Source organism: Acinetobacter sp. Root1280 (assembly GCF_001425285.1).
Taxonomy (GTDB): Bacteria; Pseudomonadota; Gammaproteobacteria; order Pseudomonadales; family Moraxellaceae; genus Acinetobacter; species Acinetobacter guillouiae.
In genome coordinates this window covers 1-23,831 of sequence record NZ_LMED01000006.1, presented here as the reverse complement: position 1 = coordinate 23,831, position 23,831 = coordinate 1, and the positions used below count along the sequence as shown (strand labels likewise).

The following is a 23,831-nucleotide window of genomic DNA, read 5'->3' as shown; positions in this document are numbered from 1 at the left end:
TGGAAAAGACAAAGAGAAAAGATATGGATTATCGCAAGAAAATGGACTTAAGCAATAAACTGGCACTGGTCACAGGTGCAGGTCAAGGCATAGGTGCAGCAATTGCTGAAGCACTTGCTGCGACAGGCGCCGAAGTTATTTGTACCGACATCTTACTGGATCGTGCAACAACAACTGCACAAGCGTTAAAGGCCAAGGGCTATCTTGCGCGTGCGGAAAGCTTAGATGTCACGGATAGTGCAGCGATTAACGCGCTTGCTCAAGCATTACCAGCACTGGATATATTGGTATGTAATGCGGGCATTGTGACGAATACCCCAGCTGAGCACATGACAGATGAAGAATGGGATAAAGTCATCAACATCAACTTGACTGGCATCTTTAAGACTTGTCGTGGCTTTGCCCGTCAAATGCTGGATGCTGGACGAGGATCGATTATCAATATTGGTTCAATGTCAGGACAGATTGTCAACGTGCCACAACCGCAATGTCACTACAATGCCTCAAAAGCAGGCGTGCATCATTTAACGAAATCTCTTGCGGTTGAATGGGCTCAACGTCATATTCGGGTGAACGCTGTTGCCCCCACCTATATTGAAACACCGTTATTAAAAAACCTTGAAAACCAAGATCACTTAGTCAATCAATGGCTGGATATGACACCGGCTAAACGTATGGGGCAAGCTCATGAAATTGCGTCTATTGTACAATTTCTGGCTTCAGATGCCTCAAGTCTAATCACAGGTTCAATCATTACGGCGGATGCTGGCTATACCTGTATTTAAAATCAACACGCTCAATGCGATCTATTAAGCTTGGGCCTAACTCGAAAATAAAGGAAGATGATCTTATTCAAGCATTGGAACAGAATCAGATTATGGGGTATGGTACAGATATAGTGAATCAGCAATCCAGTTGAGCGGCTTGTTGTTTAATCAAGCCGAATAGACCAAAGCAACTCAAGCCTCATCTGCTTACTTTATCCATTACAGGAGAGATGACTAAAACAACCACTGAAACATAGCAATGATTATTTTCAACGCTATTTCGATATTAAAAGACGATTTAAATAAGAATATTCCAAAGATTAAATGGAATTTAATTGACTGGACAAACAAAGTGAAAATGATGCTGAAAGAGAAAAAAATTCTTGTGAATTTATTGAAATTTTCTCTTTTAAAAACTTAACTTATAACCTACTCGCTCAAAACCTATTCATTTTAAATGCACTGCTTTTAAATGTAAGACCTTAAATGATTAGGTTATTTAAAACAATGAATTGAATCAATGGATGTTGATCTCAATACAGTAAAATCAATTCTCATGGACAGGAATAACAAGGGAGAACACTATGGCTGGTTTATCAATTTGGCATGTAATCATTTTTGCAATTGTGGTTATTTTATTATTCGGAACCTCTAAGCTTAAAAATATTGGTAAAGATGTTGGCGGCGCAGTCAAAGACTTTAAAAAATCAATGCGTGAGGAAGAAAACATCGCATTAAAAGAAACCAACACGCTTGAACATGAGGAGACCAAGAAACCATCCGACTCAACCATTAACAGCTAAGTTTAGGGATGATATAGATGTTTAATGTTGGAATGTCTGAACTTTTTGTGTTTGGCATTATCGCTCTTCTGGTACTTGGACCAGAAAAACTGCCAGAGGCCGCTCGTTTCGCGGGGAAATGGTATGCTAAACTCATGCATTTTGTGAACAATGCCAAACAAGATATTGACCGTGAACTCGGGTTATTCGAACTACGTGAGCAAGTCCAACAAGAAATGCAGCGTATGGCAGAGCTTGAACAAAAAATGCAATCCCAACTTGCTGAACTTCGGCAGCAAACAGAGGCAAGCGACGCTAAACAACAGCTACAGAGCAGCGCTATTGAAAAAACAGCAAAGTTTAACAGTTTGATTTATTGTGATTTGTTGAGTAATCAAGCGTATTACGCAGTATTTACATCCCATTATTTGCAAAAATTTTTACAGCATCAACCACTATCTAATGATTATCAGACAGAGCCTAAAGCCTCATCTCCGGTAAAATTAAAGGTGATCGCATGAATACACAGCTCCCTCAATCTTCATCACCCGCTGTGATTGCAAAAGACCTACCATCTGAAGAACTACAGCAAATGCCACTGATTGAACATTTGGTGGCGCTTCGTCAACATTTGTTTAAAACGGTAGGGGTTCTATTCGCACTATTTTTTTGTTTATTGCCTTTTGCCAATCGAACGTATCAACTACTCTCAGAACCGTTAAGAGCACAACTTCCTGCCAATTCATCCATGATTGCAACAGATGTCACCGCAACATTTATGGCGCCATTTAAGCTTAACTTTTTTGTGGCGATTCTGCTGGCAATGCCTTTTATTATTTATCAGCTCTGGAGCTTTATTAAACCCGCACTTTATGAAAAAGAAAGATCACTGGCACTTCCCTTGTTGTTAGGTAGCATCCTATTATTTTACGCAGGGATTGCCTTCGCTTACTTTATTGTACTGCCTTCTATTCTGCACTTTTTCATCAGCGTCTCTCCCGAAACCGTCGCACCCATGACCGATATCAATAGTTATCTCAGCTTTTGTTTAAAGTTATTTTTGGTGTTTGGGGTAACTTTTGAAATTCCAATGATCACACTTTTATTGATTTTAATTGGTGTGGTTAGCACTCAGAGTTTAATTGCAAAACGCCGCTTTATTATAGTGGGCTGTTTTTTTATCGCTATGTTTGTAACACCACCTGATGCAATTTCCATGATTATGCTTGCGATCCCAATGTGGTTATTGTTTGAGCTGGGTTTATTGTTTGGAAAATTACTGGAAAAGCGAAGAAAGCGCTAAACTCATCCTACCACCTTAAAAAACTAAACCCAAAATTTAAACCCCAAAATGCTTAAAATCAAAGAAATGGCATGCTCATCAATGAGCATGCCATGCAAGATTATGCAATTTTAATAATCGGTTTGAGTGTAATGCCCTTGTGACTATCTATCGCAGCTTGATTGATTTCATCAAATGCATAAAATTTTACAAGTTGGTCAAAGGGAAATTTCCCTTGTTGATATAAGCGGACTAACTCAGGGATAAATTTCTTGGGTGAACCACTCCCCTCAACAACACCTAAAATGGTTTTCCCACCCAATAACAGATCATTTACATCAAATTGTGCAGTTGTGCCTAATTGAGGTGCACCTACCACGGCGATTTTGCCTAAAATCCCCAGCGCATCAACGCCTTGTTTTAATATCTCAGGTCGCCCAGTAGATTCCAATGCAAAGTTGACTCCACCATCAGTAATCTCTTTAATCACCTCCACAGGATCTTGAGTTTTACTATTGATCACATGAGTTGCACCCAATTGTTTTGCCAGTTCCAAACGAGATTCAACAATATCAACAGCGATAATGATCGAAGCACCACACACTTTTGCCGCAAGCAAAGCACTCAGACCAACAGCACCAGCACCCCAAGTCACAAAACTACTGGCAGGTGTCACTTTTAAAGCATTTATACAGGCACCAGCACCTGTTTGAATACCACAACCTAATGGTCCTAATAGTTCGATTGGTACATCTTTAGTCACTTTAACCGTGTTATTTTCACGACTTAAAGCATAGGTTGCAAAGGAGGATTGGGCAAAAAAATGATCATTTACCACGCCTTGATCATGGGTACAAAGCGCATGATTCCCTTCTGAATCTGCCCCACTAAAATTTCGTCCAAAAAACTCTGAACAATAGGCAGGATTACCAGTATTACATTGGGTACATTTCCCACAATAACCATAGCTTAAAACCACATGATCGCCGACTTGAAGCTCGGTTACGTTAGGGCCAATCGCCTCAATAATTCCTGACCCTTCATGTCCAAGGACGGCAGGCAGCGGTACCGGATAATATTGATCACGTACAATCAAATCGGTGTGGCACATTCCTGTAGCAACCACTTTTACCAATACTTCATCACCTTGCGGCTGACGTATTTTTAAAGCTTGCAGCTCAAAGTCAGCACCTTTACATGGGGTCACTGCGGCAATAATATCTTTTAATTCACTCATGGTATAACGTCCTGTCATGATTTATTTAATTGTTTAAAAAGGATAATGTGGCGCTTGAGCCTGTACTGTAATCCATTGCCACTGAGTAAATTCATCGGCATTGGCAGGGCCGCCAATACGCGTACCATTACCTGATGAACCAAAACCACCAAATGGATTGACCGTTTCATCATTTACGGTCTGATCGTTGATATGTAGCAAGCCCACTTTGAGCTGCGCACCGAGTTGCATACCTCGTCCCACATTGGAGGTAATAATGCCTGCTGAAAGCCCATAATCGCCGTCATTGGCTAATTCAATGGCCTGTTCATCTGAGCTAAACGGGATCAATACCGCAACAGGACCAAAAATCTCTTCACTAAAAATCGAATTGTTTGCAGTCACATCTGTCAGTACAGTCGGTTGAAAAAATACCCCATCGGCATGCCCGCCGATTTCCAATGTTGCGCCTTCATTAACCGCAGCACTGACCAATTGTTCTACACGTTGCGCTTGTTTGGCATTGATCAATGGCCCAATGGTGACATTCTTGTCACAAGGATTCCCTACCACAAAATTCTGCACTTTTTCAATTACACGCTGTTTGACCTGTTGATAAATTTTTTGGTGAATCAAAATCTTGCCTGAGGTCATACATATCTGCCCAGAATGTAAAAATGCACCCCATGCAATATTTTCTGCTGCCAACTCAATATCCGCATCATCCAAAATAATCAGTGAGTTTTTCCCACCCAGTTCTAGAGAGACTTTCTTTAATGTCTTTGCCGCATTCGCCCCAACAATCCGTCCAACTTGGGTTGATCCCGTAAATTGGATACTGGCAATATTTTTATCCAAAGTCAGTGCTTCACCAACTTCGGCCCCACCTGGCAATACATGCAGCAGCCCCTTTGGCAATCCTGCAAGTTCAAAAATCCGTGCAATCACATAGCCACTACACACTGCTGTACGCTCATCAGGTTTTAACACCACCGCATTACCAAAGGCCAAAGCAGGTGCCACAGCACGTAAAGCTAAGTACAGTGGAAAGTTAAATGGAGAAATGATCCCAACAACACCTAAGGGCAAGCGTTTCGCTATACTTAGTTTGCCATTTTGCGTAGGTAATAATGTGCCCTGTTCAATTGCAGGTGAAGCAATACAATGTTTAAGCACTTGAATCGCAATACTCACTTCAAAGCCTGCTTTCAGTTGTAATGAGCCACTTTCCTTAACCAGCCACTCAATCACTTCCGCTTGATTTTCTGTCAGTAAAGCAGCAGCTCGCTCAAACACTGCCTGACGCTCTTGATAATTTAAAGCCCACCACTGTTGTTGAGCGGCTTTGGCTTGTTGTGCAGCACTCACCACATCAGCGGCAGTGGCATAACCGATTTCACCAAGCACTTGACCTGTTGCAACCTCAATCACACTGTAGGTGTCTTGGGCTGACTGCCATGAACCGTTAAATAATTTTTTATCCCAAAGCTCTTTTGTGAATATAGACATGATGACCTCTTCAAAATTTATTTAGACAATTGCTTTACTGTTCCAACTGCATCCTTGTAAAAATGACGCAATCAATGTGTTACACCTGCTTTAAATTAAAAAATGTAAAACACACGAAAATTTAGACCGTAATCTTTCTTAAATCCGCTTTCTGTTCGTGTGTCTGAAAGCAACTGTGCACTTAATTGAGTTTTGGCATTCAGCATTTGCTGAAACTCCAATCGCGCTTGTTGCTTTTCCATGTTCTGATCCAGTTTGATTCCATCCAATTGTTGTTCACCCCCATAATTTGCGGCATAACCGAGGGCGATTTTCTGTTTAGAATTCAAGTCGTAACGTAAGTTAAATTGAGTTTGATAGCTGGTCGCTTGTGAAAGTGTTTGATCGCCCTTTCCCGCTTCATCGTTGTCTCCATACCAAATCACATCTTGATAAAGTTCAAAAGCAAGCTTGCCATATAGCGGCTGTACCCATGCCAGTTGAAGATCATACTTAAATCGATTTTCGCCTAAATTCACCGCGTCATTTCGATCATATTGCCCAAGTGGCAGATAAATAAATGGGGTAAATGCCAGATAACGACCCGATGAACCTTGTTCAGGTTGATTAATCAGCCAAAAAGCAGAAGCAATCACTGGATCTGCAAAACCTGAGGCATTGTTCAAATCAGTATCGCCAATTTGCGTATGCCGTATTGTTCCAAATGGTAAAATTATTTGAGGTGTTGCACGTAAACCAGCGATATCGGTGTAATGAATTAAGCGCGTGATAGCGATATCCGATTTAGATTCAGCTCTGGTTTTATCGCCATTTTGGTAATAACCCTCCATTTGACTATGTTGATAATAGAACACACCTGCATTGGTGCCTTTTGGCAACGCTGTATAATCCCCCACATTTACATCTATCGCATGGCTATACTGTACAAACATGCCACTCAACATAAGAAGCAGGCTATTTTTATTGCTAAAACGCATCATCTATTCCCTTTAGTTTCAAGCATCCTTTTCACTGCTCATTGAACTTGTTTAAATTTTTAATCAAATATGAGCCACAGAATATTTGCAGTTAGCGTGCCAATATTTTTATAATTAATAATCATAGACTTAAAACAATTTTACCTTTCCAATGTCCAATAAATGGACAGCATTAAGAATACACTGTCCAATCAATGGACAATCACTGAGAGCCTAAAACAAGGATGAGGGTTAAATATGAATAAGGATTAAAAACGAGAATAAGGGTTAGTTAAGTTTAAAAATAATGTGTACGTAATAAGTGTATATTCAGGCAACGTTGAGTTGCCCTAGCATGATGAACAATCAGGAAAAAAGCCCAAGCTGTTCCGACAAGACCTAATATACAGTCTCAAGATCAAGTTTTGGATGGAGTAAACGTTGCAATAAAATCAGTATTAATTGCCAATATATTTATAAATCGTTGTTCTTGAAATATTTAAGCGCTTCGCTGTCCTTGCGATATTGCCATGTTCTTCTTGTAACACCTGCACAATCATTTGCTTGGTCAAGCTATTTAAGTTTTTATTTTCATCTAATATCAGTTGCTTACTTTGCTGCTGAATCGCTAAATCAGCTTCAGGTAAATATAAATGATTTAAAATTTCACTGTCTTTAAACGCTGCGGATAGCTTCACCACATGAATTAATTCACGAATATTTCCTTCCCATGTGTGCCTATCAAATTGTTGTTCTACATGGCTCGACCATTGCGCTATGCCAAATTGATCCAGAATGTGATGTAAAATGATCTGTTTATCTTGACGTAAGCGTAAGGGTTGTAAATGTACCTGAAAACCGCAAATACGATAATATAAATCACGGCGGAATGACTGCTGTTGTATTTTACTTTTTAAATCCTGATGTGTTGCACATAACAGTTTAAATGCTGACTTGATCGGTTTACGTCCTCCGACCCGATAAAACTGCTGATCTTGTAACACTCTTAAAATTTTCACTTGTAAATGTAAAGGCAAATCACCAATCTCATCAAGAAAGAGTATGCCTTGATCTGCCAGTTCAATTAAACCTTTTTCGCCTTGCCGTTTAGCACCTGTAAAAGCACCGCCTTCATAACCAAATAATTCTGCTTCAAGCAAATGATCTGGTATTGCACCGCAATTAATCGAAATAAAAGGTAAATCTACATCGAGCTTCTGATGTAACTGCTGAGCAAAATGATCCTTACCTGTGCCGGTTTCTCCGGTAATCAATACAGGAATATCGGCTTTTAATGCTTTCAGCGCCTGATCAAGCAAATGCTGTGTCGTGATTTTGCTTGTTTTATTCTGCAACTGCCCATTCACACTACGTAGCTGGGCATAAAAAAATGCATGGTCAAAACTTTGAATTAAAAAACAATCACTCGAATTTAATGGATTCAAATGCTCGGTTAGCAAAAAATGATCCATTGGTTGCTGCAACAATTGCTCAATAGAACAATTCAGCAATTTCAACGCCATTTGGTTGGCTTTGAGGATTTTTCCTGATTGATCCAGTACGATCATGCCCGTATAGGCATTGTTCAGCAAATCTTTGGAATGTTGAAAATAAAGGACCCGTTGATCAGGTTGTAGTGCTGCCTGAATAATCTTATTTTCCAAAATATAACTTTGGTAAAGTAAGTGACGCAACCAATTGCTCGCCAAAAGCCCTTGTGGTGAAGTGATATCTAAAGCACCGAGTACATCACCACAGCCATTAAATATCGGAACCGATGCACATGAATAATTTGAAAATTCATCGAGATAATGTTGATGCCCTGTCATGATCATAGGCTGTTTAGACATCACACTACATGTCGGTGCAATCGCACCAAACACAGAGGGCTCAATAATACGACCCGTGCATAAATAATGATATTGGTCATCTAAATCAGGATTGTGACGTTCAGCAATAATTTTAAGCTGATGATTAATTAAGAAAACGATAACATCCTGTTGCCCAAATAAGCGCCAGACATCATTTAATACACCTTCAGCCAATGCGGCTAATTTTATATCGCCCTGTGAAAGGTCAGCGACAGGAAACTCGTCTAAGTCAGTGATTTTTGAGAAAGGACTTAAGCCTGAATTTTTCGCACTTTCCCAAAGCTGTAAGATGGGTGAATCTCGTTGCACAAGCTCTGGCAGTTCGCCAGTATTGTAAAAGTTATATTTAATATTTTGCCAAGAAAATTCAGATAACCCATCCATAAGCCTATTCCAAATCCAGCAGTTGCTTTCGATCATCCCTTTGATGATCCCAATATAAAATCACCCTCTCTAGAATATGACAAGGGCTAAATACAATTAAATATGTAGCGCAAAACCAGCACCATCACAAAATTCCATACGGAGATTTAAAATAAATACTCATGTAAATCAATTATATTACACATTGCATACTGTCTTTAAATGCAGTCTAGACTTCATTCTTAAATGTTATTTTTCAATCTAAATAAAATGAAATCAAACAATATGTTTAATCAATGAAATCATAAAGGGCGCAAATAACACCATGATGATTCCTGAAATAATCATGGATAGACTGGCAATCACCCCTTCTAACTCATGACGTTGTCTTGCTCGCGCAATCCCCATCGCATGAGCGGCATTTCCTAGAGCAGCGCCTTGTGCAATACGGTTTTTATAGCGCATCCATAACAGTAAAAAATCACCAAATAACATCCCCACTAAGCCTGTTATGACCGTAAACAAGGGAATTAAACTGATTGAGCCGCCAATTTTTTCAGTCAACTCCAAAGCAAATGGAATAGAAATCGAACGTGCCAAAAGACTATTTTTCAAAATTTCGTCGAAATTGAACATACTTGCCAATAGCCAGCTACTTAAGATCCCCACCAGCATAGACACACTAGAACTGACGATTAAAACGAAAAAATACTGTTTGACGATCGCTCTATAACGAAATACAGGAATCGCAAATGCCACTGTAATTGATCCTAACATGACAACCAAATATTGGGTGTATTGGTAATAGTCTTGAAAGCGATGCTGAAATATAAAGATCAAAATAATACTGAGACTCGGCACTACAATAATCGGAGAAAAATATATTTTCTGGGTAAAAACAAATAAGCGCTTTGCCAAGAAGTAACACAGTACCGTCCAAAGCAAGTAAAAAATTCCCCACAACTCCGTCATTCCATATCATCCTGTTGCAAGAATATTTTCACCATCAACACAGAGCTTGCCATCACCAAAGCGGTACTGAGTAAAATCACCAGAAATATTTTCCAACCACTGATCAAAAGCAATTGCTGATACTGAATCACACCGACCACTGGTGGAATAAAAAACAGCAACAGCTCACCCAACAGAATATCGGCACCTAGACTCACCTTTTCCAAATTAAGCCATTGCATTTGCAATAAAATCAGCAATATAAAAAAACCTAAAACACCTGATGCAATGGGTAAATTCAACAGTTTTTGCAACATATATGCAAAACCCCAAATCGCTATAATCAAGCTGATTTGGTAGCTCGCGCGCTTAATGGTGGTTAACTCAGATATTGTATAAAACACTGTCATTTACATCCGTATATTCATCATGACTCAAGCTAAATTTAACGGTACATACCTTTTTTCAACTTGAAATTGAGTGATATATCCGTAGTTTGCAGTGCATTAAAGAAAAAAAATAGCTACAAAATCAGCCGATAAAAATATAACAGTTCAGCTATATTTTAAAAATCTGTTATATTTTTTCTCCTCATTTTCTGTACCTACATCCCAACTAAATAATGGTGCAAGATCATAATAATTATTTCTAAGTAGGTAGTTTTTATGGAACGATCTATGGTTTTTTCCAAACTTAATCATGACGGTCATGGGTCTATAGTGGTCCAATGCCTCAAGCAACGATGGGGCATGCAATGAGTCTCGGATTAACTGCACTAGAACTGGCAAGAATTCAGTTTGCTTTCACTGTGTCTTTTCACATTATTTTCCCTGCAACCTCTATTGGTTTAGCCTGTTTCCTTGCACTGCTGGAATGGAAGTGGTTGCGGACACAAAACCCTGTTTACAAAGACCTATTCAAATACTGGATTAAGATTTTTGCTGTTGCATTTGCTATGGGTGTTGTTTCAGGCATTGTCATGGCCTACCAGTTTGGTACCAACTGGAGTGAGTTCTCGCGTATCTCAGGGAGTGTGACGGGGCCATTGCTCACCTATGAGGTTTTAAGCGCATTTTTCTTAGAAGCAGGCTTCTTAGGAATCATGCTTTTTGGTTGGGGCCGAGTCACCGCAAAAGCCCATTTTTTTGCCACACTCATGGTCGCCATTGGAACCTGTATTTCAATGTTCTGGATTTTGTCCTCCAACAGTTGGATGCAAACACCACAAGGCTTTGCAATAGAAAATGGCATCATTGTCCCGACAGACTGGTGGGCAATTGTATTTAACCCATCGTTCCCCTATCGCTTTGCACATATGGCAACAGCTGCATTTTTAGTGTCTTCATTATTGGTTGTGGGCACAGCTGGCTGGCATCTGCTTAAAGGTCGTCGTGATGAATTAATTAAAAAATCATTCTCTATGGGTTTATGGATGGTACTGGTAACTTCTTGTTTACAGGTAGTTATTGGCGACAACCATGGTTTAAATACCTTAAAACACCAACCAGCGAAATTGGCAGCAATTGAAGGACACTGGGAGACCAACCGTGACCATGCGATGCCACTTCTGCTTTTTGCGACACCAAACATGCAACAAGAAAAAAATACAACTGAATTCGGTATTCCCTATTTAGGCAGTTTGATTCTAACCCACTCCTTAGATGGCGAAGTCACTGGATTAAAGGACTTTGCAGCTGAAGATCGTCCAAATGTAGCCATCGTGTTCTGGAGCTTCCGTGTCATGGTGGGTCTTGGCATGTTAATGGTATTGCTGTCTTTAACAGCCTTATGGCTACGCAAAAAGAATCGGCTATACGAGTCTACATGGTTTCATAAATTCGCCATTGTGATGGGCCCAACGGGTTATATCGCTTTACTCGCAGGTTGGGTTACAACAGAAGTAGGAAGACAGCCTTGGGTGGTTTATGGCGTATTACGTACCAAAGATGCGTTATCGCATACGGTAACAGCAGACCAAGTGGGACTCAGTCTGATCATTTTTGTACTGGTGTATACCGTTGTATTTGGTGCAGGGATTTATTATATGTTCAGACTCATGAAATCTGGACCTGAGTTTTTAACTCATTTAGATCCTGAAATAACCGGTTTAGGGCATTTTAAAACCCCATTACGCCCCCTCAGTGCTGTGGATGATCCAATCGATGGACAACAAGCGCCGCTAGATCAAAATAAGGAGAAACATCATGATTGATCTCGCTTTAATATGGGTCGGCATTATCGGTTTAGGTGTACTGATTTATGTAGTGATGGATGGCTTTGATTTAGGCATTGGAATTCTCTTTCCATTTATTCCAGACCGACAAGAACGTGATGTCATGATGAATACGGTCGCCCCTGTCTGGGATGGTAACGAAACATGGATGGTGCTTGGCGGCGCGGGATTATTTGCAGCCTTTCCGCTGGTCTATTCTACGGTACTCTCCGCTTTATACCTTCCCATTATATTTATGGTGGTCGCATTGATTTTCCGTGGTGTTGCCTTCGAGTTCCGCTTTAAAGCAACTCGAACCAAATACTTATGGGATCAAGCCTTTATTTGGGGATCGATCTTATCTAGCTTTTTCCAAGGGGTTATCCTTGGTGCATATATCCAAGGTATTCAAACCACTGCGGGTATTTATAGTGGCGGTGTATGGGATTGGTTTACCCCTTTTTCACTTTTCACTGGTTTAGGTGTTGTTGTCATGTATGCCACTTTAGGTTGTGGCTGGTTGATTTTAAAAACGGAAGCGCGTTTACAAGATATCATGTATACGCTGATGCCAAAGCTGTTAATTACGTTAATGATTATTTTTGCTGCCGTCAGTATCTATACCCCGATCACACATCCTGAAATTGCCCAGCGCTGGTTTGCATTACCAAACCTTATATATTTCAGCCCTGTGCCTATTTTAGTTGTACTCTTTTCTGGTTTAATTTTACATGCTTGTAAGCAACGACACGAGGTCAAACCTTTTGTCTATACGCTGGCATTGGTTTTTCTAGCATTTACTGGATTTGTAATTAGTTTATGGCCCAATATCATTCCACCTTCAGTTTCAATTTGGCAAGCCGCTGCACCAGAATCAAGTCTTAAATTTACCTTGGTCGGCGCGGCAATTCTGATCCCAATTATTATCGCTTATACCTTCTTGTCTTACTGGGTTTTCCGAGACAAAGTCCGTATTGGTGATGAAGGCTACCATTGATCAAGGAGTTTTAGATGAACAAATACATCAAACAACTCAACCCTGCAACATGGTTTATTTTGTTGTGGTGTTTCGGTTTTGCAGCATTGGCTCTAATTGCGGGGTTGTTTAGATTAATGCTTAGTTTTGCCTATTAGGCATATACCTGTTGATGATCTGACTAGCGAAGAAAGGATAAGCATTTAACTATGCTTATCCTTATTTATAGCCAAACCACCTAATTATTTATACAACTGATTTTCATCAAGTCATTGATCAGAAATGAAGCTTAAGTATTTGTATAAACTTTTAGAAACTGCTGGTTATCAATTCGCTTTTTGTGCTTTTGAATCATAGATGGTTATCCTACCGTGGGGCGACAAGGATGTCGCCGTTGAGCGGGGGTATAGGATGCACCCCTCGCTCAATAAAAGATTTTTGTCCCTTTTTATCTCTAAAAAGGGAGGCATCGCCTACGCAAAGATATTTAAACTTTGAATGTAATGTGTGGCATTGCTAGCTTTTTAGAATCAAACAATTTATTTTCCTCATACAATTGATTTAATTAAAAATGTTAATTAAGAGAAATTATATTCTTGTGCCTGAGTTTTTTGACAGGTTAACTATATTTGGACTCTTAAATATCCTGACTGCTAAAGATGATGCCCCTTATTTTTAATAGGAGGCATCATTCGATTTATCGGATTAAGCAAAAATTAGAATTTAAAGGTATAGGTTGTGATAAAACGATTTTCCACAAAATCTCTACCTGGAAGGTTTCCAACACCATATTTAATATCAGCATCAATATAGCGCCATTCCACTCCAAGTCCCTTTAACCATCCTTCTGGAACAGTATAGTTTACAATCAAATTTTTCTCGGTTTCTTTATTATCCTTAAAGCCAGCCCGATAAATGTCACTACCATTCAAATAACGCAAGGTCAGTTTCAAGCCTGGTACGCCATGATCTTTAAAGTCATAACTATATAAGGCATGCCAAGTAAACTCTTTCGCTTTATAAAATGCAATTGCAGACCAAGTTTGTAAATATCCTTGCGGGACATAACCATTTAAAAGTGGAATATTGTCCTCACCCATATGCTTTTGCACACCCGCTAAAAAGGTATTTGGCCCATGTTGTGCACTCGCTTGTAATCCTACAGACTGGACATCGATATTTCCAAAATAAGCATCGCCATCCTCTTTATAATTAAAATAGCGTGCATCTACTTTTAGCTTGGTCTCATTGACTTTTTCTGTATAAACCGCATTGAAATAGTGTTGTTGGTAAATATCTTCCAACTGACCAAACCAGTATGAACCAGTGAAGTTTGGGGTGAGCTTATAGTCTAATCCGATAAAATTTAAACCATCACTTCTTTTGTTGGGATCTGTGGAGTTGCCCAAAGTGAATTTTCTATATTCATCATCATCTCGGGCATTGACATGAGTAAAACGGCCTACGGACAGTTTTAAATTTTGAATGTCTTGGCTTTCTAACATTACCCCAGCATAGGTTGTCACCAATTGTCGAGAATCATCAATAAATAAAACTGGTGTTTTTGGAAAAAGCTCCCCCACTTTAAGCTCTGTATTTTGATATTTAAGTTTTAAGGTGGCCCCTAATTTTAAATAATCCCGTGCTTGTTGGGCTTCACTTTTGTCATATTTAAAAACGGTATCTAAACGTTCATCATAACGATCATTTAAACGTAGGGCATATTGAAAACCAAAATCCAAACCGACTTGTAGCGCAGTGTCGCTATAACCCGATTCAAAGCGCCCAGATGCCGCCTGCGACCAACTGCCGAGGTCATGTTTGGTATCTTCGTAGTCACGTTCATTATAGAAATTACGTAAATAAATACTGGTGTTACTCTCTTCTAAAAACTCGGCATAAGCGGCATCTATACTCAGACATCCGAACAGCGTATAAAGTGCAACTCGTTGAGTTCTATAAAGCAGATTTAGCTTTAACATGGGAAATCCTTTCCTGAATCTTTGAAATTCTTGTTGTGTAAGTTCTAGGGTGTTCTTTGTCTTATCCTCCAGACAAAAACTTTTGCACTTCCTTAAAATATAAATAAATTCAAAATGATATAATTAAGGGAATACATCAGCATCACTCATTATCAGAATTATTAATGTAATTTTCCATGTATAATGTGGTATATGTTTATACCTTTTCAGTCATACCACTGCTATTTTAAACCTAGATAAACAATTTTTGGCTGTATAACAACCAAGCTAAGATATTGAAAAATAAATATTTTTACTGTTTTTTAATGATCTAACAACATTGTTATTTTCTAGCTATAGCATGACAGCATCACAGTTTTATCATTTGAGTAGGTTAAATATACCTTTTAAGTATTTAAAGATACCGAATTCAGTCTAGATAAGGGGATTACATTCAATTAAGGTATATAGAAGGATTTATGAACCAAGCAAGATTAGGAATGATGCTGGCTCAACGCACAACATATCTTAAAAGATATGACGCAAGCCAGCATTATGGCAAGATTAAGGAGATAGCCATGACAGCCAATAATATTAGAATTTTCGAGACGGAAGAAGTACAGAATTTCATTAACCTACTCAGCGGACTTGAGCAAGACGGTGGAAATCCTCGTACTAAGCAAATCATTCATCGGGTGGTTTCTGACTTATTTAAGACCATTGAAGATTTAGAGATTTCTTCTGACGAATATTGGGCTGCAATTGCATATTTAAACCAGTTAGGTACCAGTCATGAAGCAGGCTTACTTTCTCCTGGTTTAGGCTTTGACCACTTCCTTGATATGCGTATGGATGCAATTGATGCCGCTTTGGGTATTGAGAACCCAACCCCGCGTACCATTGAAGGCCCACTTTATGTCGCAGGTGCACCTGTTGCCCAAGGTTTTGCTCGTATGGATGATGGCAGTGATCCAAATGGTCATACCCTGATTTTGCACGGTACAATTTACGCTGCAGATGGTCAACCACTGCCAAATGCACAAGTTGAAATCTGGCATGCCAATACCAAAGGTTTTTATTCACACTTTGACCCAACTGGCGAACAACAGCCTTTTAATATGCGTCGTACCATTATGACAGATGCTCAAGGTCAATACCGTGTACAAACGATTCTGCCTGCAGGTTATGGCTGTCCACCAGAAGGCCCAACTCAACAATTGTTAAATCAATTAGGCCGTCATGGTAATCGTCCTGCACATATTCATTTCTTTGTATCTGCAGATGGTCATCGCAAACTAACCACGCAAATTAACGTTGCTGGCGACCCGTACACTTATGATGACTTCGCCTACGCAACACGTGAAGGCCTTGTGGTTGACGCAATCGAACATACAGATGCAGCAGCGATCCAAGCCAACGGTGTTGAAGGTCCATTTGCCGAAATGGTATTTGACCTCAGACTTAGCCGCCTTGTAGATGGTGTTGATAACCATGTGGTTGACCGCCCTCGCCTACAAGCTTAATTCAGCTAAAAGTCATTTTGTGAATCTAGAAATCAGGCGAGCTGTAACGGTTTAGCCTGATTTATTTTATGGAAAAGATATTTAGATGGATATTCATACTTTTGATGCAGCACGCAATACTATTTTGACCGTTGTTCCTGAAGATGCGAAAGCTCTGGCTCGACTGCGTGCCATTCTACAGGCAGGTCAATTTCCGACGGTTACAGTGATTGGCAAATATAATCATGGTAAAAGCCGGCTGTTAAATGAGCTTATTGGTCAAGATATTTTCTCAGTTGCGGATAAACGAGAAACGGTGGCCCTCTCCGAACATCTGCAACATCATATCCGTTGGTTAGATGCACCGGGTTTGGATGCTGATGTGGCGACAATCGATGATCAACTTGCTCAAGATGCGATGTGGAATAAAGCAGATATTCGCCTAATGGTGCATTCGGTACGTGAGGGTGAGTTTGATCCTTATGAATTACACTTATTCCAGCAATTCGAGCAAGATGCAAAGCAAACCCAACGACAAAGCTTACTGCTGCTTACCCAAATTGACCAGATTCCAGATCAAACCATTTTAGCGCAGATTATTGGCAGCATTCAAAATCAAGCACCAACTGCAACTGTACTACCTGTATCAGCTACACGGCACCGTCAAGGTATCGAAAATTCCAAACCCGTACTGGTACAACGCAGTGGTATCCCCGAACTACAACACACACTTCATCGGATGCTTGAGCAAGTCCCCGCAATACGTCAATTTGAAAAAAAACAGATCATTGTTGATCTAAAAACGCGCTTATCCCAGCACCTAGAAACCATTCAAAGCAACATTCAGCAACTTACAGCAACCTTACAGCAACAACGCCAAAATTTTGAGCGTGATCTCAATCAAATATTAGATAAAGTGCGTCAAGATTTACAATCGGTCCTACATGTCTCTGGGCAGGATAATTCGCTAGAACCAGATTCTTTTGCCAATATGTATAAAGTAACCGCAGGCAAACGTGATCGTAACCGTATTCAAGTGGCTTATTCTCGTGCCTGTATCGAAATCAATAGCCATCTGGTGCGCTATGGTGTGGTGGGTTTACCTGATACGCAAAAAAGTAATGTACGCAGTCTAGATACGGTCATGGTTGCGGTGATGGGTGTCTCGGTCAAACTGCGTAAGGATCTCAATCTTATTTTTGTCGAAGAATCAGGTCGTCAGCGTTTACGTGGTGAATTTGCCCATTATTTTGAATTGTCTTCTGATCGAATGCAGTTGCAACAGCAATTACTTAATTTGCAGCAGCAACAGCAGCTCATCATACAAGCCCAACAGGCATCAACCACTTTGGAGCAGGTATAATGACCGTCCATGATTCGCATGATTCGATTCAGACGCTGATTGCGAGTAGCAAAGCTTTTGATCAGCATGAACAGGACATCATCCTGCATTTAAATAAGATGCACACGTGGCATCAACAACTGGCGATCAATCTTAATAAACAACGTATCAATCCCATTGGACTGACATCACATTGTCAGATTGCCCAAGACATCGCAGTACTCAATTCGCAGCTTGAAAGCTATCTCAGCCATTGGGAAACACAATTAGAGACCCTACATGCGGCACAATCCATCGCAGATCATTTTGACGATAAGATTATTTTGCTGATTTTCGGAAAATTCAATGCGGGTAAAAGTTCATTCTGTAATGTATTGGCAGAGTGTTTTCACAGACGCCAGCAAAGCGTTGAATATTTTTATCTCGACTCAGGTCAAATTATCCATAGTCAGGAGCGTTTTAAAGAAGGTGCCACAGAAACCACCACACGCTTACAAGGCGTTTGTTTAGCGAATAATCTCATCCTGCTGGATACGCCAGGACTCCATTCCGTTACGCCAGAAAATGCCACATTGACCCAACGCTTTATGGATAGTGCGGATGGTGTCCTTTGGCTCAGTAGTTCCTCCTCACCCGGTCAGGTCAAAGAATTAGCGGCTTTGGGGCAGGAATTACGCCGACATAAACCGTTATTGCCAGTGCTTACACGAAGTGATTATTTTGAAGAAGATGAAGTCGATGGCGACATTTGCCAGATTCTATGCAATAAAACCTCTGACCAACGTTATCTGCAAGAAACCGATGTTCAAACCCGTGCTATTGACCAACTGATCGCAATGCGAGTTGATCCTGTGCTGTTGCAATCGCCAATTTCAACCTCCTCTCAGATGTTGAAAAATGCGGATTTCAATGATCAGGCTATGCAAATGACAGGTTTTAATCGTTTATTTGATGCACTTTTACATTTGATCCAACCTGCTCTGGCTTATAAACAGCGTAAACCTGCGGAAGCCTTGTTACATCATTTACAAGAACAAATTCTAACGCCTTTACAACTTGAGGTTGTGCCACAACTGCATCAATTACAGCAGCAGCTCAGCAATGCTATAAGCGCTTTGCTGCAACATAAACAGCAGATCATTACGCAAACATGGCGCAGTATGATTGCAACCCTGCCAAGCTTATTAGAGCAACATGCCGAGCAGCAAGCGGTGGATGAATTGTATAGTGCACTGACCCAACAGGCTCAACAGCTTCTATTACAACATATTGCAAATACTTTATCGGATTATCAACTGCAATATGCCCCTCTCAGTCCGTTACAGTTTGCTGAGCATCTGGCGTATGAAGTGATTTATGCTGATGATGCAACCGAGATCTTGGCCATTGGGCATGACCGTTTATATAGCGAGATCTCACATAGTTTGTGGCAAAAGCTTGATCAATATAGCGATGAAGTTATTGCACAATGCCAAGAACTGCTAAGCAATCTTCAAGAGCAAATTGCCACCATCCAGCAAGGCTTAATCAATGACGAACAGGAACTACAATACATTGCGAATTCATTAAGAATGAAAGGATAAACACCGAAAATGTCATTTTAAAATCATTGTTTTCAAATCATTAACTCAATAGATCTCATGCATAAATCAAAAAAATGATCATGTTGAGTGAATCATATTGGTATTGAAAGTCCCTTCTCCCGTTGGGAGAAGGCGAGGATGAGGGGATTTTATATTGATCTCAGCTCAGACCTATACTCGATTAATCCCCGTCCAGTTGAAGTGGAATCCCTTCTTCTTCAAAGACCTGTCGAATACATTCTAAAATCTTAGGTAAATAAGGACTTTGATCCATATTTCTCACGGCTAATGAAATAGGACTATAGGCCTCTATATCCAAAATCGGAATATAGACCAGATTTTTCATGCCTATTTCACTGGCGCTTTCAGGAATAATGCATATCCCTTCCCCTGACGACACCAAACCCAAAGCCATATGGATTTCTCGAACTTCAACCATATCTTTCGGTACCAAGCCTAATTCGGTAAAAATGGATTGAATCAAGGTTGAGAAATTGGGCTTCTGTGTGGCTGGATAAGAAAAAATAGGTTCATTGATGATTTGCGATAAATAAATACCTTTATCAATATAACTGGTTAAATGATGATTTTTATGCGCGGCTAATTTTAATTTCTCTTTGTACAATAAAATGCGCTTAATCGATGGATCACTAATTCTTAAACGACCAAAGCCTAAATCTATTTTACCGAGTTTGAGTGCTTCGATTTGATCCTTGGTACTGTGCTCAATCAGCTCAACCTGAATGTCAGGGTTATTTTGACGAAATAAATAAATTACCTGAGGCAGTAATGCATATAGCAATGAACTGACATAACCAATACGGACAATTGTATTCATTGAACTAATACGCTTCGCCATAGAGGTGGCTTGCGCAGTATGAGTCAAAATTTGTACCGCATGTTGGTAAAAGAATTGCCCTGCTTCAGTTGTTCTTACTGGACGTGTGCCACGCTCAAATAGAAGAATACCGAGTTCTTCTTCTAACTTTTGAATCTGACGGCTCAATGGCGGTTGAGCAATACATAGTTTCTCTGCAGCTTTGGTAATACTCTGCTCTTCGACCACCGTAACGAAATAACGAAGATATCTTAATTCCATCTCTCTAAATCCCTTTTATATACCTTTTAAGTATCTAAAAATACCAAAATCGGCCTAGTTAAAGATATTACATTAAATTAGGGTATATAAATAGATTGATACTTAAGAAATAACCACGATGTACAAGTCCATAGAAACGCTGTTAATCGAAATTCCAACGATACGTCCTCACAAGATGGCCGTTGCGACAATGCAAACCCAAACCTTGGTCCTGATTAAAGTCACGACTGAAGATGGTTTAATTGGCTGGGGTGAAGCGACCACAATTGGCGGTTTAGGTTATGGCGAAGAAAGTCCTGAAAGTGTAAAGACCAATATCGAAACCTATTTTGCGCCATTGTTAAAAACACTGTCTGGTGCCAATATTGCCCAAACAATGCAAGTGATCCATCGTAATATCAACGGTAATCGTTTTGCGAAATGTGCTGTTCAAACTGCATTATTAGATATTCAAGCACAACGTTTAGGTCAACCCCTGAGTGAGATTCTAGGCGGTCGCTTACGTGACAGTATTCCTGTGCTTTGGGTTTTGGCATCGGGTAATACCGAAAAAGACATTGCCGAAGCAGAAAAAATGATTGCGTTAAAACGTCACAATGTCTTTAAGTTAAAAATCGGTTCACGTCCTGTTGAACAAGATGTTGAGCATGTATTGTCAATCAAAAAAGCCTTGGGTGCAGACATCTCAATTCGTGTAGACGTTAACCGTGCTTGGTCTGAACTGAATGCAATTAAAGGGATTCAAATGCTTCAAGATGGTGGCGTTGACCTGATTGAACAGCCTTGCGCAATACATAATATTGATGCCATGCAACGTCTTAGCCGTAAGTTTGATATCGCGATCATGGCAGATGAGTCGTTAACAGGTCCACAAAGTGCTTATAACTTGGCAAAAACCAATGCAGCCTCAGTCTTTGCGGTAAAAGTTGCGCAATCTGGTGGTCTGATTGAAGCATGCGAAGTCGGTAAAATCGCCAATCTGGCAGGTATTGATCTTTATGGTGGCACTATGCTTGAAGGTCCTGTTGGAACAATTGCCTCAGCACATGCCTTCTCTACATTTAGCAATCTCGCAGCGGGAACTGAATTATTTGGCCCACTGCTACTGACTGAAGAAATTTTAAAAACACCGCTTCAATATGGCAATTTTGAGCTCAAAATTCCAACTGGTCCGGGCCTCGGCATTGAACTAGATGAAGACAAAATCGACAACCTACGTCGTCAATAATTCAAGGAGCTGACATGCTTTTCCAAGTACGAATGGATGTACACATCCCCCTCGATATGCCCGTCGAAAAAGCCAATGAAATTAAAGCAATTGAAAAGGCTTATTCACAAGATTTACAACGTCAAGGGAAATGGCGTCATATCTGGCGTATTACAGGCCAATACTCAAACACCAGTATTTTTGATGTAGAGAGCAATGAAGAACTCCACAATATTTTACAGGGATTGCCTTTATATCCTTATATGAATATCGAAGTGACTGCCTTAAACCGTCATCCGTCTTCAATTCGAGAAGATGACCATTAAGCAGCGGGTGTAAATTCATTGACTAAATAACTGTGAGATAAGTTCTTTCTCACAGTTTTTTTAAGTTTCTATACATGTCTATCTTTGCTAATGCGGTATGTATAGAAATTTAAAAACATGGATAAAAGGTTCGTCTTATGATTGATAAAAGTAAGCTCTCGTTGTCTGAGGTTCTGTCCCACATCAAAGATGGTGCAACCATTATGATTGGTGGCTTTGGAACAGCAGGACAACCCGCAGAGCTGATCGATGGGCTGATTGAACTTGGCGTTAAAGATCTGGTGATTGTCAATAACAATGCAGGCAATGGCGATTACGGTCTGGCTAAACTGCTTAAATCGGGTGCAGTCCGTAAAATCATTTGTTCTTTCCCACGTCAGTCTGATTCTTNATCAAAGATGGTGCAACCATTATGATTGGTGGCTTTGGAACAGCAGGACAACCCGCAGAGCTGATCGATGGGCTGATTGAACTTGGCGTTAAAGATCTGGTGATTGTCAATAACAATGCAGGCAATGGCGATTACGGTCTGGCTAAACTGCTTAAATCAGGTGCAGTCCGTAAAATCATTTGTTCTTTCCCACGTCAGTCTGATTCTTGGGTATTTGACGAACTCTATCATGCGGGCAAGATCGAACTGGAACTGGTTCCTCAAGGTAATCTCGCGTGTCGTATTCAAGCNCGTCAGTCTGATTCTTGGGTATTTGACGAACTCTATCATGCGGGCAAGATCGAACTGGAACTGGTTCCTCAAGGTAATCTCGCGTGTCGTATTCAAGCTGCTGGGATGGGTTTAGGTGCAGTGTTTACCCCAACAGGTTTTGGCACCTTATTGGCAGACGGCAAAGAAACTCGTCATATCGATGGCAAAGACTACGTGCTTGAATATCCAATTAAAGCAGACTTTGCACTGATTAAAGCACATCAAGGCGACCGTTGGGGCAACTTGGTTTATAACAAATCAGCACGTAACTTTGGTCCAATCATGGCGATGGCTGCAGATGTGCAGGCAATGGCGATTACGGTCTGGCTAAACTGCTTAAATCRGGTGCAGTCCGTAAAATCATTTGTTCTTTCCCACGTCAGTCTGATTCTTGGGTATTTGACGAACTCTATCATGCGGGCAAGATCGAACTGGAACTGGTTCCTCAAGGTAATCTCGCGTGTCGTATTCAAGCCGCAGGAATGGGTTTAGGTGCAGTGTTTACCCCAACAGGCTTTGGCACCTTATTGGCAGATGGCAAAGAAACCCGTCATATCGATGGCAAAGACTACGTGCTCGAATATCCAATTAAAGCAGACTTCGCACTGATTAAAGCACATCAAGGCGACCGTTGGGGCAACTTGGTTTATAACAAATCAGCACGTAACTTTGGTCCAATCATGGCGATGGCTGCAGATGTCACCATTGCRCAGGTTTCAGAGGTGGTTGAATTRGGTCAACTCGATCCTGAACACATTATTACCCCAGGAATTTTTGTTCAGCATGTGGTTGCAGTTGATGCAGCCAATGGTAATGGAGAATAACAATGAGCTACCAAAAACTAAGCCGTGACCAAATTGCTGAACGTGTTGCCCAAGATATTCCYGATGGGGCTTATGTCAATTTAGGCATTGGTTTACCGACCAAGATTTCAAAATATCTGCCAACAGATAAAGATGTATTCCTGCATTCTGAAAATGGTTTATTGGCTTTTGGTCCTCCACCCGCCAAAGGTGAAGAAGATCCTGAGTTGATTAATGCAGGCAAAGAATATGTCACCATGCTAACGGGTGGTTCGTTTTTCCATCACGGTGATTCCTTTGCCATGATGCGTGGTGGACATCTGGATATTGCTGTATTGGGCGCATTCCAAGTGGCGGCCAATGGCGACCTTGCCAATTGGCATACCGGTACGCCTGATGCGATTCCTGCGGTGGGTGGTG

Annotated in this window: 21 protein-coding genes and 4 pseudogenes; 17 read left to right on the top strand and 8 right to left on the bottom strand. The window is 40.4% G+C overall.

Features of this window, described 5'->3' with window-relative positions:
- Positions 1-23: 23 nt before the first annotated feature.
- The 4 genes from ASC84_RS06785 to tatC all read left to right on the top strand — a co-directional run bounded on the left by ASC84_RS06785 (position 24) and on the right by tatC (position 2,852).
- Positions 24-785, top strand: a complete 762-nt coding sequence (locus ASC84_RS06785) for an SDR family NAD(P)-dependent oxidoreductase (protein WP_056512881.1) — start codon at positions 24-26, stop codon at positions 783-785.
- A gap of 566 nt (positions 786-1,351) precedes the next feature.
- The gene (tatA, locus tag ASC84_RS06780; RefSeq protein ID WP_004721526.1) at positions 1,352-1,570 is read left to right on the top strand and encodes a Sec-independent protein translocase subunit TatA; all 219 of its coding nucleotides are present in this window, start codon (positions 1,352-1,354) and stop codon (positions 1,568-1,570) included.
- A gap of 17 nt (positions 1,571-1,587) precedes the next feature.
- Positions 1,588-2,070, top strand: a complete 483-nt coding sequence (gene tatB / locus ASC84_RS06775; protein WP_056512879.1) for a Sec-independent protein translocase protein TatB — start codon at positions 1,588-1,590, stop codon at positions 2,068-2,070.
- On the top strand, positions 2,067-2,852 hold the full coding sequence (gene tatC / locus ASC84_RS06770) for a twin-arginine translocase subunit TatC (protein WP_034616039.1): 786 nt from the start codon (positions 2,067-2,069) through the stop codon (positions 2,850-2,852). Before tatB ends, tatC begins: the two co-directional genes overlap by 4 nt.
- 100 nt (positions 2,853-2,952) lie before the next feature.
- On the opposite strand, the gene ASC84_RS06765 is transcribed toward tatC, so the two are convergent.
- The 6 genes from ASC84_RS06765 to ASC84_RS06740 form a co-directional block, all read right to left on the bottom strand.
- The gene (locus ASC84_RS06765; protein ID WP_056512875.1) at positions 2,953-4,068 is read right to left on the bottom strand and encodes an NAD(P)-dependent alcohol dehydrogenase; all 1,116 of its coding nucleotides are present in this window, start codon (positions 4,066-4,068) and stop codon (positions 2,953-2,955) included.
- Between the two features lie 33 nt (positions 4,069-4,101).
- Positions 4,102-5,556, bottom strand: coding sequence for a benzaldehyde dehydrogenase (locus ASC84_RS06760; protein ID WP_056512872.1), 1,455 nt, complete (start codon positions 5,554-5,556; stop codon positions 4,102-4,104).
- Between the two features lie 95 nt (positions 5,557-5,651).
- On the bottom strand, positions 5,652-6,533 hold the full coding sequence (locus tag ASC84_RS06755; RefSeq protein WP_056512869.1) for a transporter: 882 nt from the start codon (positions 6,531-6,533) through the stop codon (positions 5,652-5,654).
- A gap of 437 nt (positions 6,534-6,970) precedes the next feature.
- Positions 6,971-8,767, bottom strand: a complete 1,797-nt coding sequence (locus tag ASC84_RS06750) for a sigma-54-dependent Fis family transcriptional regulator (protein WP_056512867.1) — start codon at positions 8,765-8,767, stop codon at positions 6,971-6,973.
- A 255-nt stretch (positions 8,768-9,022) separates the two neighbouring features.
- Entirely contained in the window at positions 9,023-9,718 is a 696-nt protein-coding gene (locus tag ASC84_RS06745) for an LrgB family protein (protein WP_056512864.1), read from the bottom strand.
- The gene (locus ASC84_RS06740) at positions 9,715-10,107 is read right to left on the bottom strand and encodes a CidA/LrgA family protein (RefSeq protein ID WP_081409330.1); all 393 of its coding nucleotides are present in this window, start codon (positions 10,105-10,107) and stop codon (positions 9,715-9,717) included. Before ASC84_RS06740 ends, ASC84_RS06745 begins: the two co-directional genes overlap by 4 nt.
- A gap of 344 nt (positions 10,108-10,451) precedes the next feature.
- On the opposite strand from ASC84_RS06740, the gene ASC84_RS06735 reads away from it, so the two are divergent.
- From ASC84_RS06735 to ASC84_RS22190, 3 genes are read left to right on the top strand one after another with little or no spacing between them, the layout of a single operon-like run.
- On the top strand, positions 10,452-11,909 hold the full coding sequence (locus ASC84_RS06735; RefSeq protein ID WP_056513011.1) for a cytochrome ubiquinol oxidase subunit I: 1,458 nt from the start codon (positions 10,452-10,454) through the stop codon (positions 11,907-11,909).
- Positions 11,902-12,906 carry a cytochrome d ubiquinol oxidase subunit II gene (cydB, locus tag ASC84_RS06730; RefSeq protein ID WP_056512861.1) on the top strand — a complete coding sequence of 335 codons (1,005 nt, stop codon included), beginning with the start codon at positions 11,902-11,904 and terminating at the stop codon, positions 12,904-12,906. The genes ASC84_RS06735 and cydB overlap by 8 nt, the downstream gene beginning before the upstream one ends.
- A gap of 14 nt (positions 12,907-12,920) precedes the next feature.
- On the top strand, positions 12,921-13,043 hold the full coding sequence (locus tag ASC84_RS22190) for a DUF2474 family protein (RefSeq protein WP_004721553.1): 123 nt from the start codon (positions 12,921-12,923) through the stop codon (positions 13,041-13,043).
- Positions 13,044-13,601: 558 nt separating this feature from the next.
- Here ASC84_RS22190 and ASC84_RS06725 read toward each other — a convergent pair.
- Entirely contained in the window at positions 13,602-14,867 is a 1,266-nt protein-coding gene (locus ASC84_RS06725; protein WP_056512858.1) for an OprD family outer membrane porin, read from the bottom strand.
- Positions 14,868-15,424: 557 nt separating this feature from the next.
- On the opposite strand from ASC84_RS06725, the gene catA reads away from it, so the two are divergent.
- The 3 genes from catA (at position 15,425) to ASC84_RS06710 (ending at position 19,273) form a co-directional block, all read left to right on the top strand.
- The gene (gene catA, locus ASC84_RS06720) at positions 15,425-16,369 is read left to right on the top strand and encodes a catechol 1,2-dioxygenase (RefSeq protein WP_004721555.1); all 945 of its coding nucleotides are present in this window, start codon (positions 15,425-15,427) and stop codon (positions 16,367-16,369) included.
- A gap of 85 nt (positions 16,370-16,454) precedes the next feature.
- Positions 16,455-17,711, top strand: a complete 1,257-nt coding sequence (locus ASC84_RS06715) for a GTPase (protein ID WP_056512856.1) — start codon at positions 16,455-16,457, stop codon at positions 17,709-17,711.
- Positions 17,711-19,273 carry a dynamin family protein gene (locus ASC84_RS06710; protein WP_056512852.1) on the top strand — a complete coding sequence of 521 codons (1,563 nt, stop codon included), beginning with the start codon at positions 17,711-17,713 and terminating at the stop codon, positions 19,271-19,273. The genes ASC84_RS06715 and ASC84_RS06710 overlap by 1 nt, the downstream gene beginning before the upstream one ends.
- A 181-nt stretch (positions 19,274-19,454) precedes the next feature.
- Here the strand turns inward: ASC84_RS06710 and catM are convergent, their stop codons facing one another.
- A complete protein-coding gene (catM, locus tag ASC84_RS06705) occupies positions 19,455-20,372 on the bottom strand; it encodes a cis,cis-muconate-binding transcription regulator CatM (protein WP_004721564.1) in 918 nt (305 codons plus the stop codon).
- 118 nt (positions 20,373-20,490) lie between these two features.
- Here catM and ASC84_RS06700 point away from each other — a divergent pair, with 118 nt between their 5' ends.
- From ASC84_RS06700 to ASC84_RS06675, 7 genes and pseudogenes are all read left to right on the top strand, one after another.
- Positions 20,491-21,600: a muconate/chloromuconate family cycloisomerase gene (locus ASC84_RS06700; protein WP_056512849.1), complete on the top strand. Its 1,110-nt coding sequence runs from the start codon at positions 20,491-20,493 to the stop codon at positions 21,598-21,600.
- 14 nt (positions 21,601-21,614) lie between these two features.
- The gene (catC, locus tag ASC84_RS06695) at positions 21,615-21,905 is read left to right on the top strand and encodes a muconolactone Delta-isomerase (protein ID WP_004820442.1); all 291 of its coding nucleotides are present in this window, start codon (positions 21,615-21,617) and stop codon (positions 21,903-21,905) included.
- Positions 21,906-22,042: 137 nt separating this feature from the next.
- Positions 22,043-22,295: pseudogene (locus ASC84_RS06690) on the top strand (CoA-transferase); the annotation flags it as partial.
- A gap of 1 nt (position 22,296) precedes the next feature.
- Positions 22,297-22,586, top strand: a pseudogene (locus tag ASC84_RS22635) (3-oxoacid CoA-transferase subunit A); the annotation flags it as partial.
- A 1-nt stretch (position 22,587) separates the two neighbouring features.
- Positions 22,588-22,911: pseudogene (locus tag ASC84_RS22630) on the top strand (3-oxoacid CoA-transferase subunit A); the annotation flags it as partial.
- Positions 22,911-23,432 (top strand): annotated as a pseudogene (locus tag ASC84_RS22180) (3-oxoacid CoA-transferase subunit A); the annotation flags it as partial. The pseudogenes ASC84_RS22630 and ASC84_RS22180, both read left to right, overlap by 1 nt.
- A gap of 2 nt (positions 23,433-23,434) precedes the next feature.
- Positions 23,435-23,831: CoA-transferase (locus ASC84_RS06675; protein WP_319822752.1), on the top strand; the 397-nt coding region annotated here is incomplete at its 3' end.

Coding starts and splice junctions, on each gene's coding strand:
- ASC84_RS06785 (WP_056512881.1), top strand. CDS start 24: ATGGATTATCGCAAGAAAATGGACTTAAGCAATAAACTGGCACTGGTC.
- tatA (WP_004721526.1), top strand. CDS start 1,352: ATGGCTGGTTTATCAATTTGGCATGTAATCATTTTTGCAATTGTGGTT.
- tatB (WP_056512879.1), top strand. CDS start 1,588: ATGTTTAATGTTGGAATGTCTGAACTTTTTGTGTTTGGCATTATCGCT.
- tatC (WP_034616039.1), top strand. CDS start 2,067: ATGAATACACAGCTCCCTCAATCTTCATCACCCGCTGTGATTGCAAAA.
- ASC84_RS06765 (WP_056512875.1), bottom strand. CDS start 4,068: ATGAGTGAATTAAAAGATATTATTGCCGCAGTGACCCCATGTAAAGGT.
- ASC84_RS06760 (WP_056512872.1), bottom strand. CDS start 5,556: ATGTCTATATTCACAAAAGAGCTTTGGGATAAAAAATTATTTAACGGT.
- ASC84_RS06755 (WP_056512869.1), bottom strand. CDS start 6,533: ATGCGTTTTAGCAATAAAAATAGCCTGCTTCTTATGTTGAGTGGCATG.
- ASC84_RS06750 (WP_056512867.1), bottom strand. CDS start 8,767: ATGGATGGGTTATCTGAATTTTCTTGGCAAAATATTAAATATAACTTT.
- ASC84_RS06745 (WP_056512864.1), bottom strand. CDS start 9,718: ATGACGGAGTTGTGGGGAATTTTTTACTTGCTTTGGACGGTACTGTGT.
- ASC84_RS06740 (WP_081409330.1), bottom strand. CDS start 10,107: ATGACAGTGTTTTATACAATATCTGAGTTAACCACCATTAAGCGCGCG.
- ASC84_RS06735 (WP_056513011.1), top strand. CDS start 10,452: ATGAGTCTCGGATTAACTGCACTAGAACTGGCAAGAATTCAGTTTGCT.
- cydB (WP_056512861.1), top strand. CDS start 11,902: ATGATTGATCTCGCTTTAATATGGGTCGGCATTATCGGTTTAGGTGTA.
- ASC84_RS22190 (WP_004721553.1), top strand. CDS start 12,921: ATGAACAAATACATCAAACAACTCAACCCTGCAACATGGTTTATTTTG.
- ASC84_RS06725 (WP_056512858.1), bottom strand. CDS start 14,867: ATGTTAAAGCTAAATCTGCTTTATAGAACTCAACGAGTTGCACTTTAT.
- catA (WP_004721555.1), top strand. CDS start 15,425: ATGACAGCCAATAATATTAGAATTTTCGAGACGGAAGAAGTACAGAAT.
- ASC84_RS06715 (WP_056512856.1), top strand. CDS start 16,455: ATGGATATTCATACTTTTGATGCAGCACGCAATACTATTTTGACCGTT.
- ASC84_RS06710 (WP_056512852.1), top strand. CDS start 17,711: ATGACCGTCCATGATTCGCATGATTCGATTCAGACGCTGATTGCGAGT.
- catM (WP_004721564.1), bottom strand. CDS start 20,372: ATGGAATTAAGATATCTTCGTTATTTCGTTACGGTGGTCGAAGAGCAG.
- ASC84_RS06700 (WP_056512849.1), top strand. CDS start 20,491: ATGTACAAGTCCATAGAAACGCTGTTAATCGAAATTCCAACGATACGT.
- catC (WP_004820442.1), top strand. CDS start 21,615: ATGCTTTTCCAAGTACGAATGGATGTACACATCCCCCTCGATATGCCC.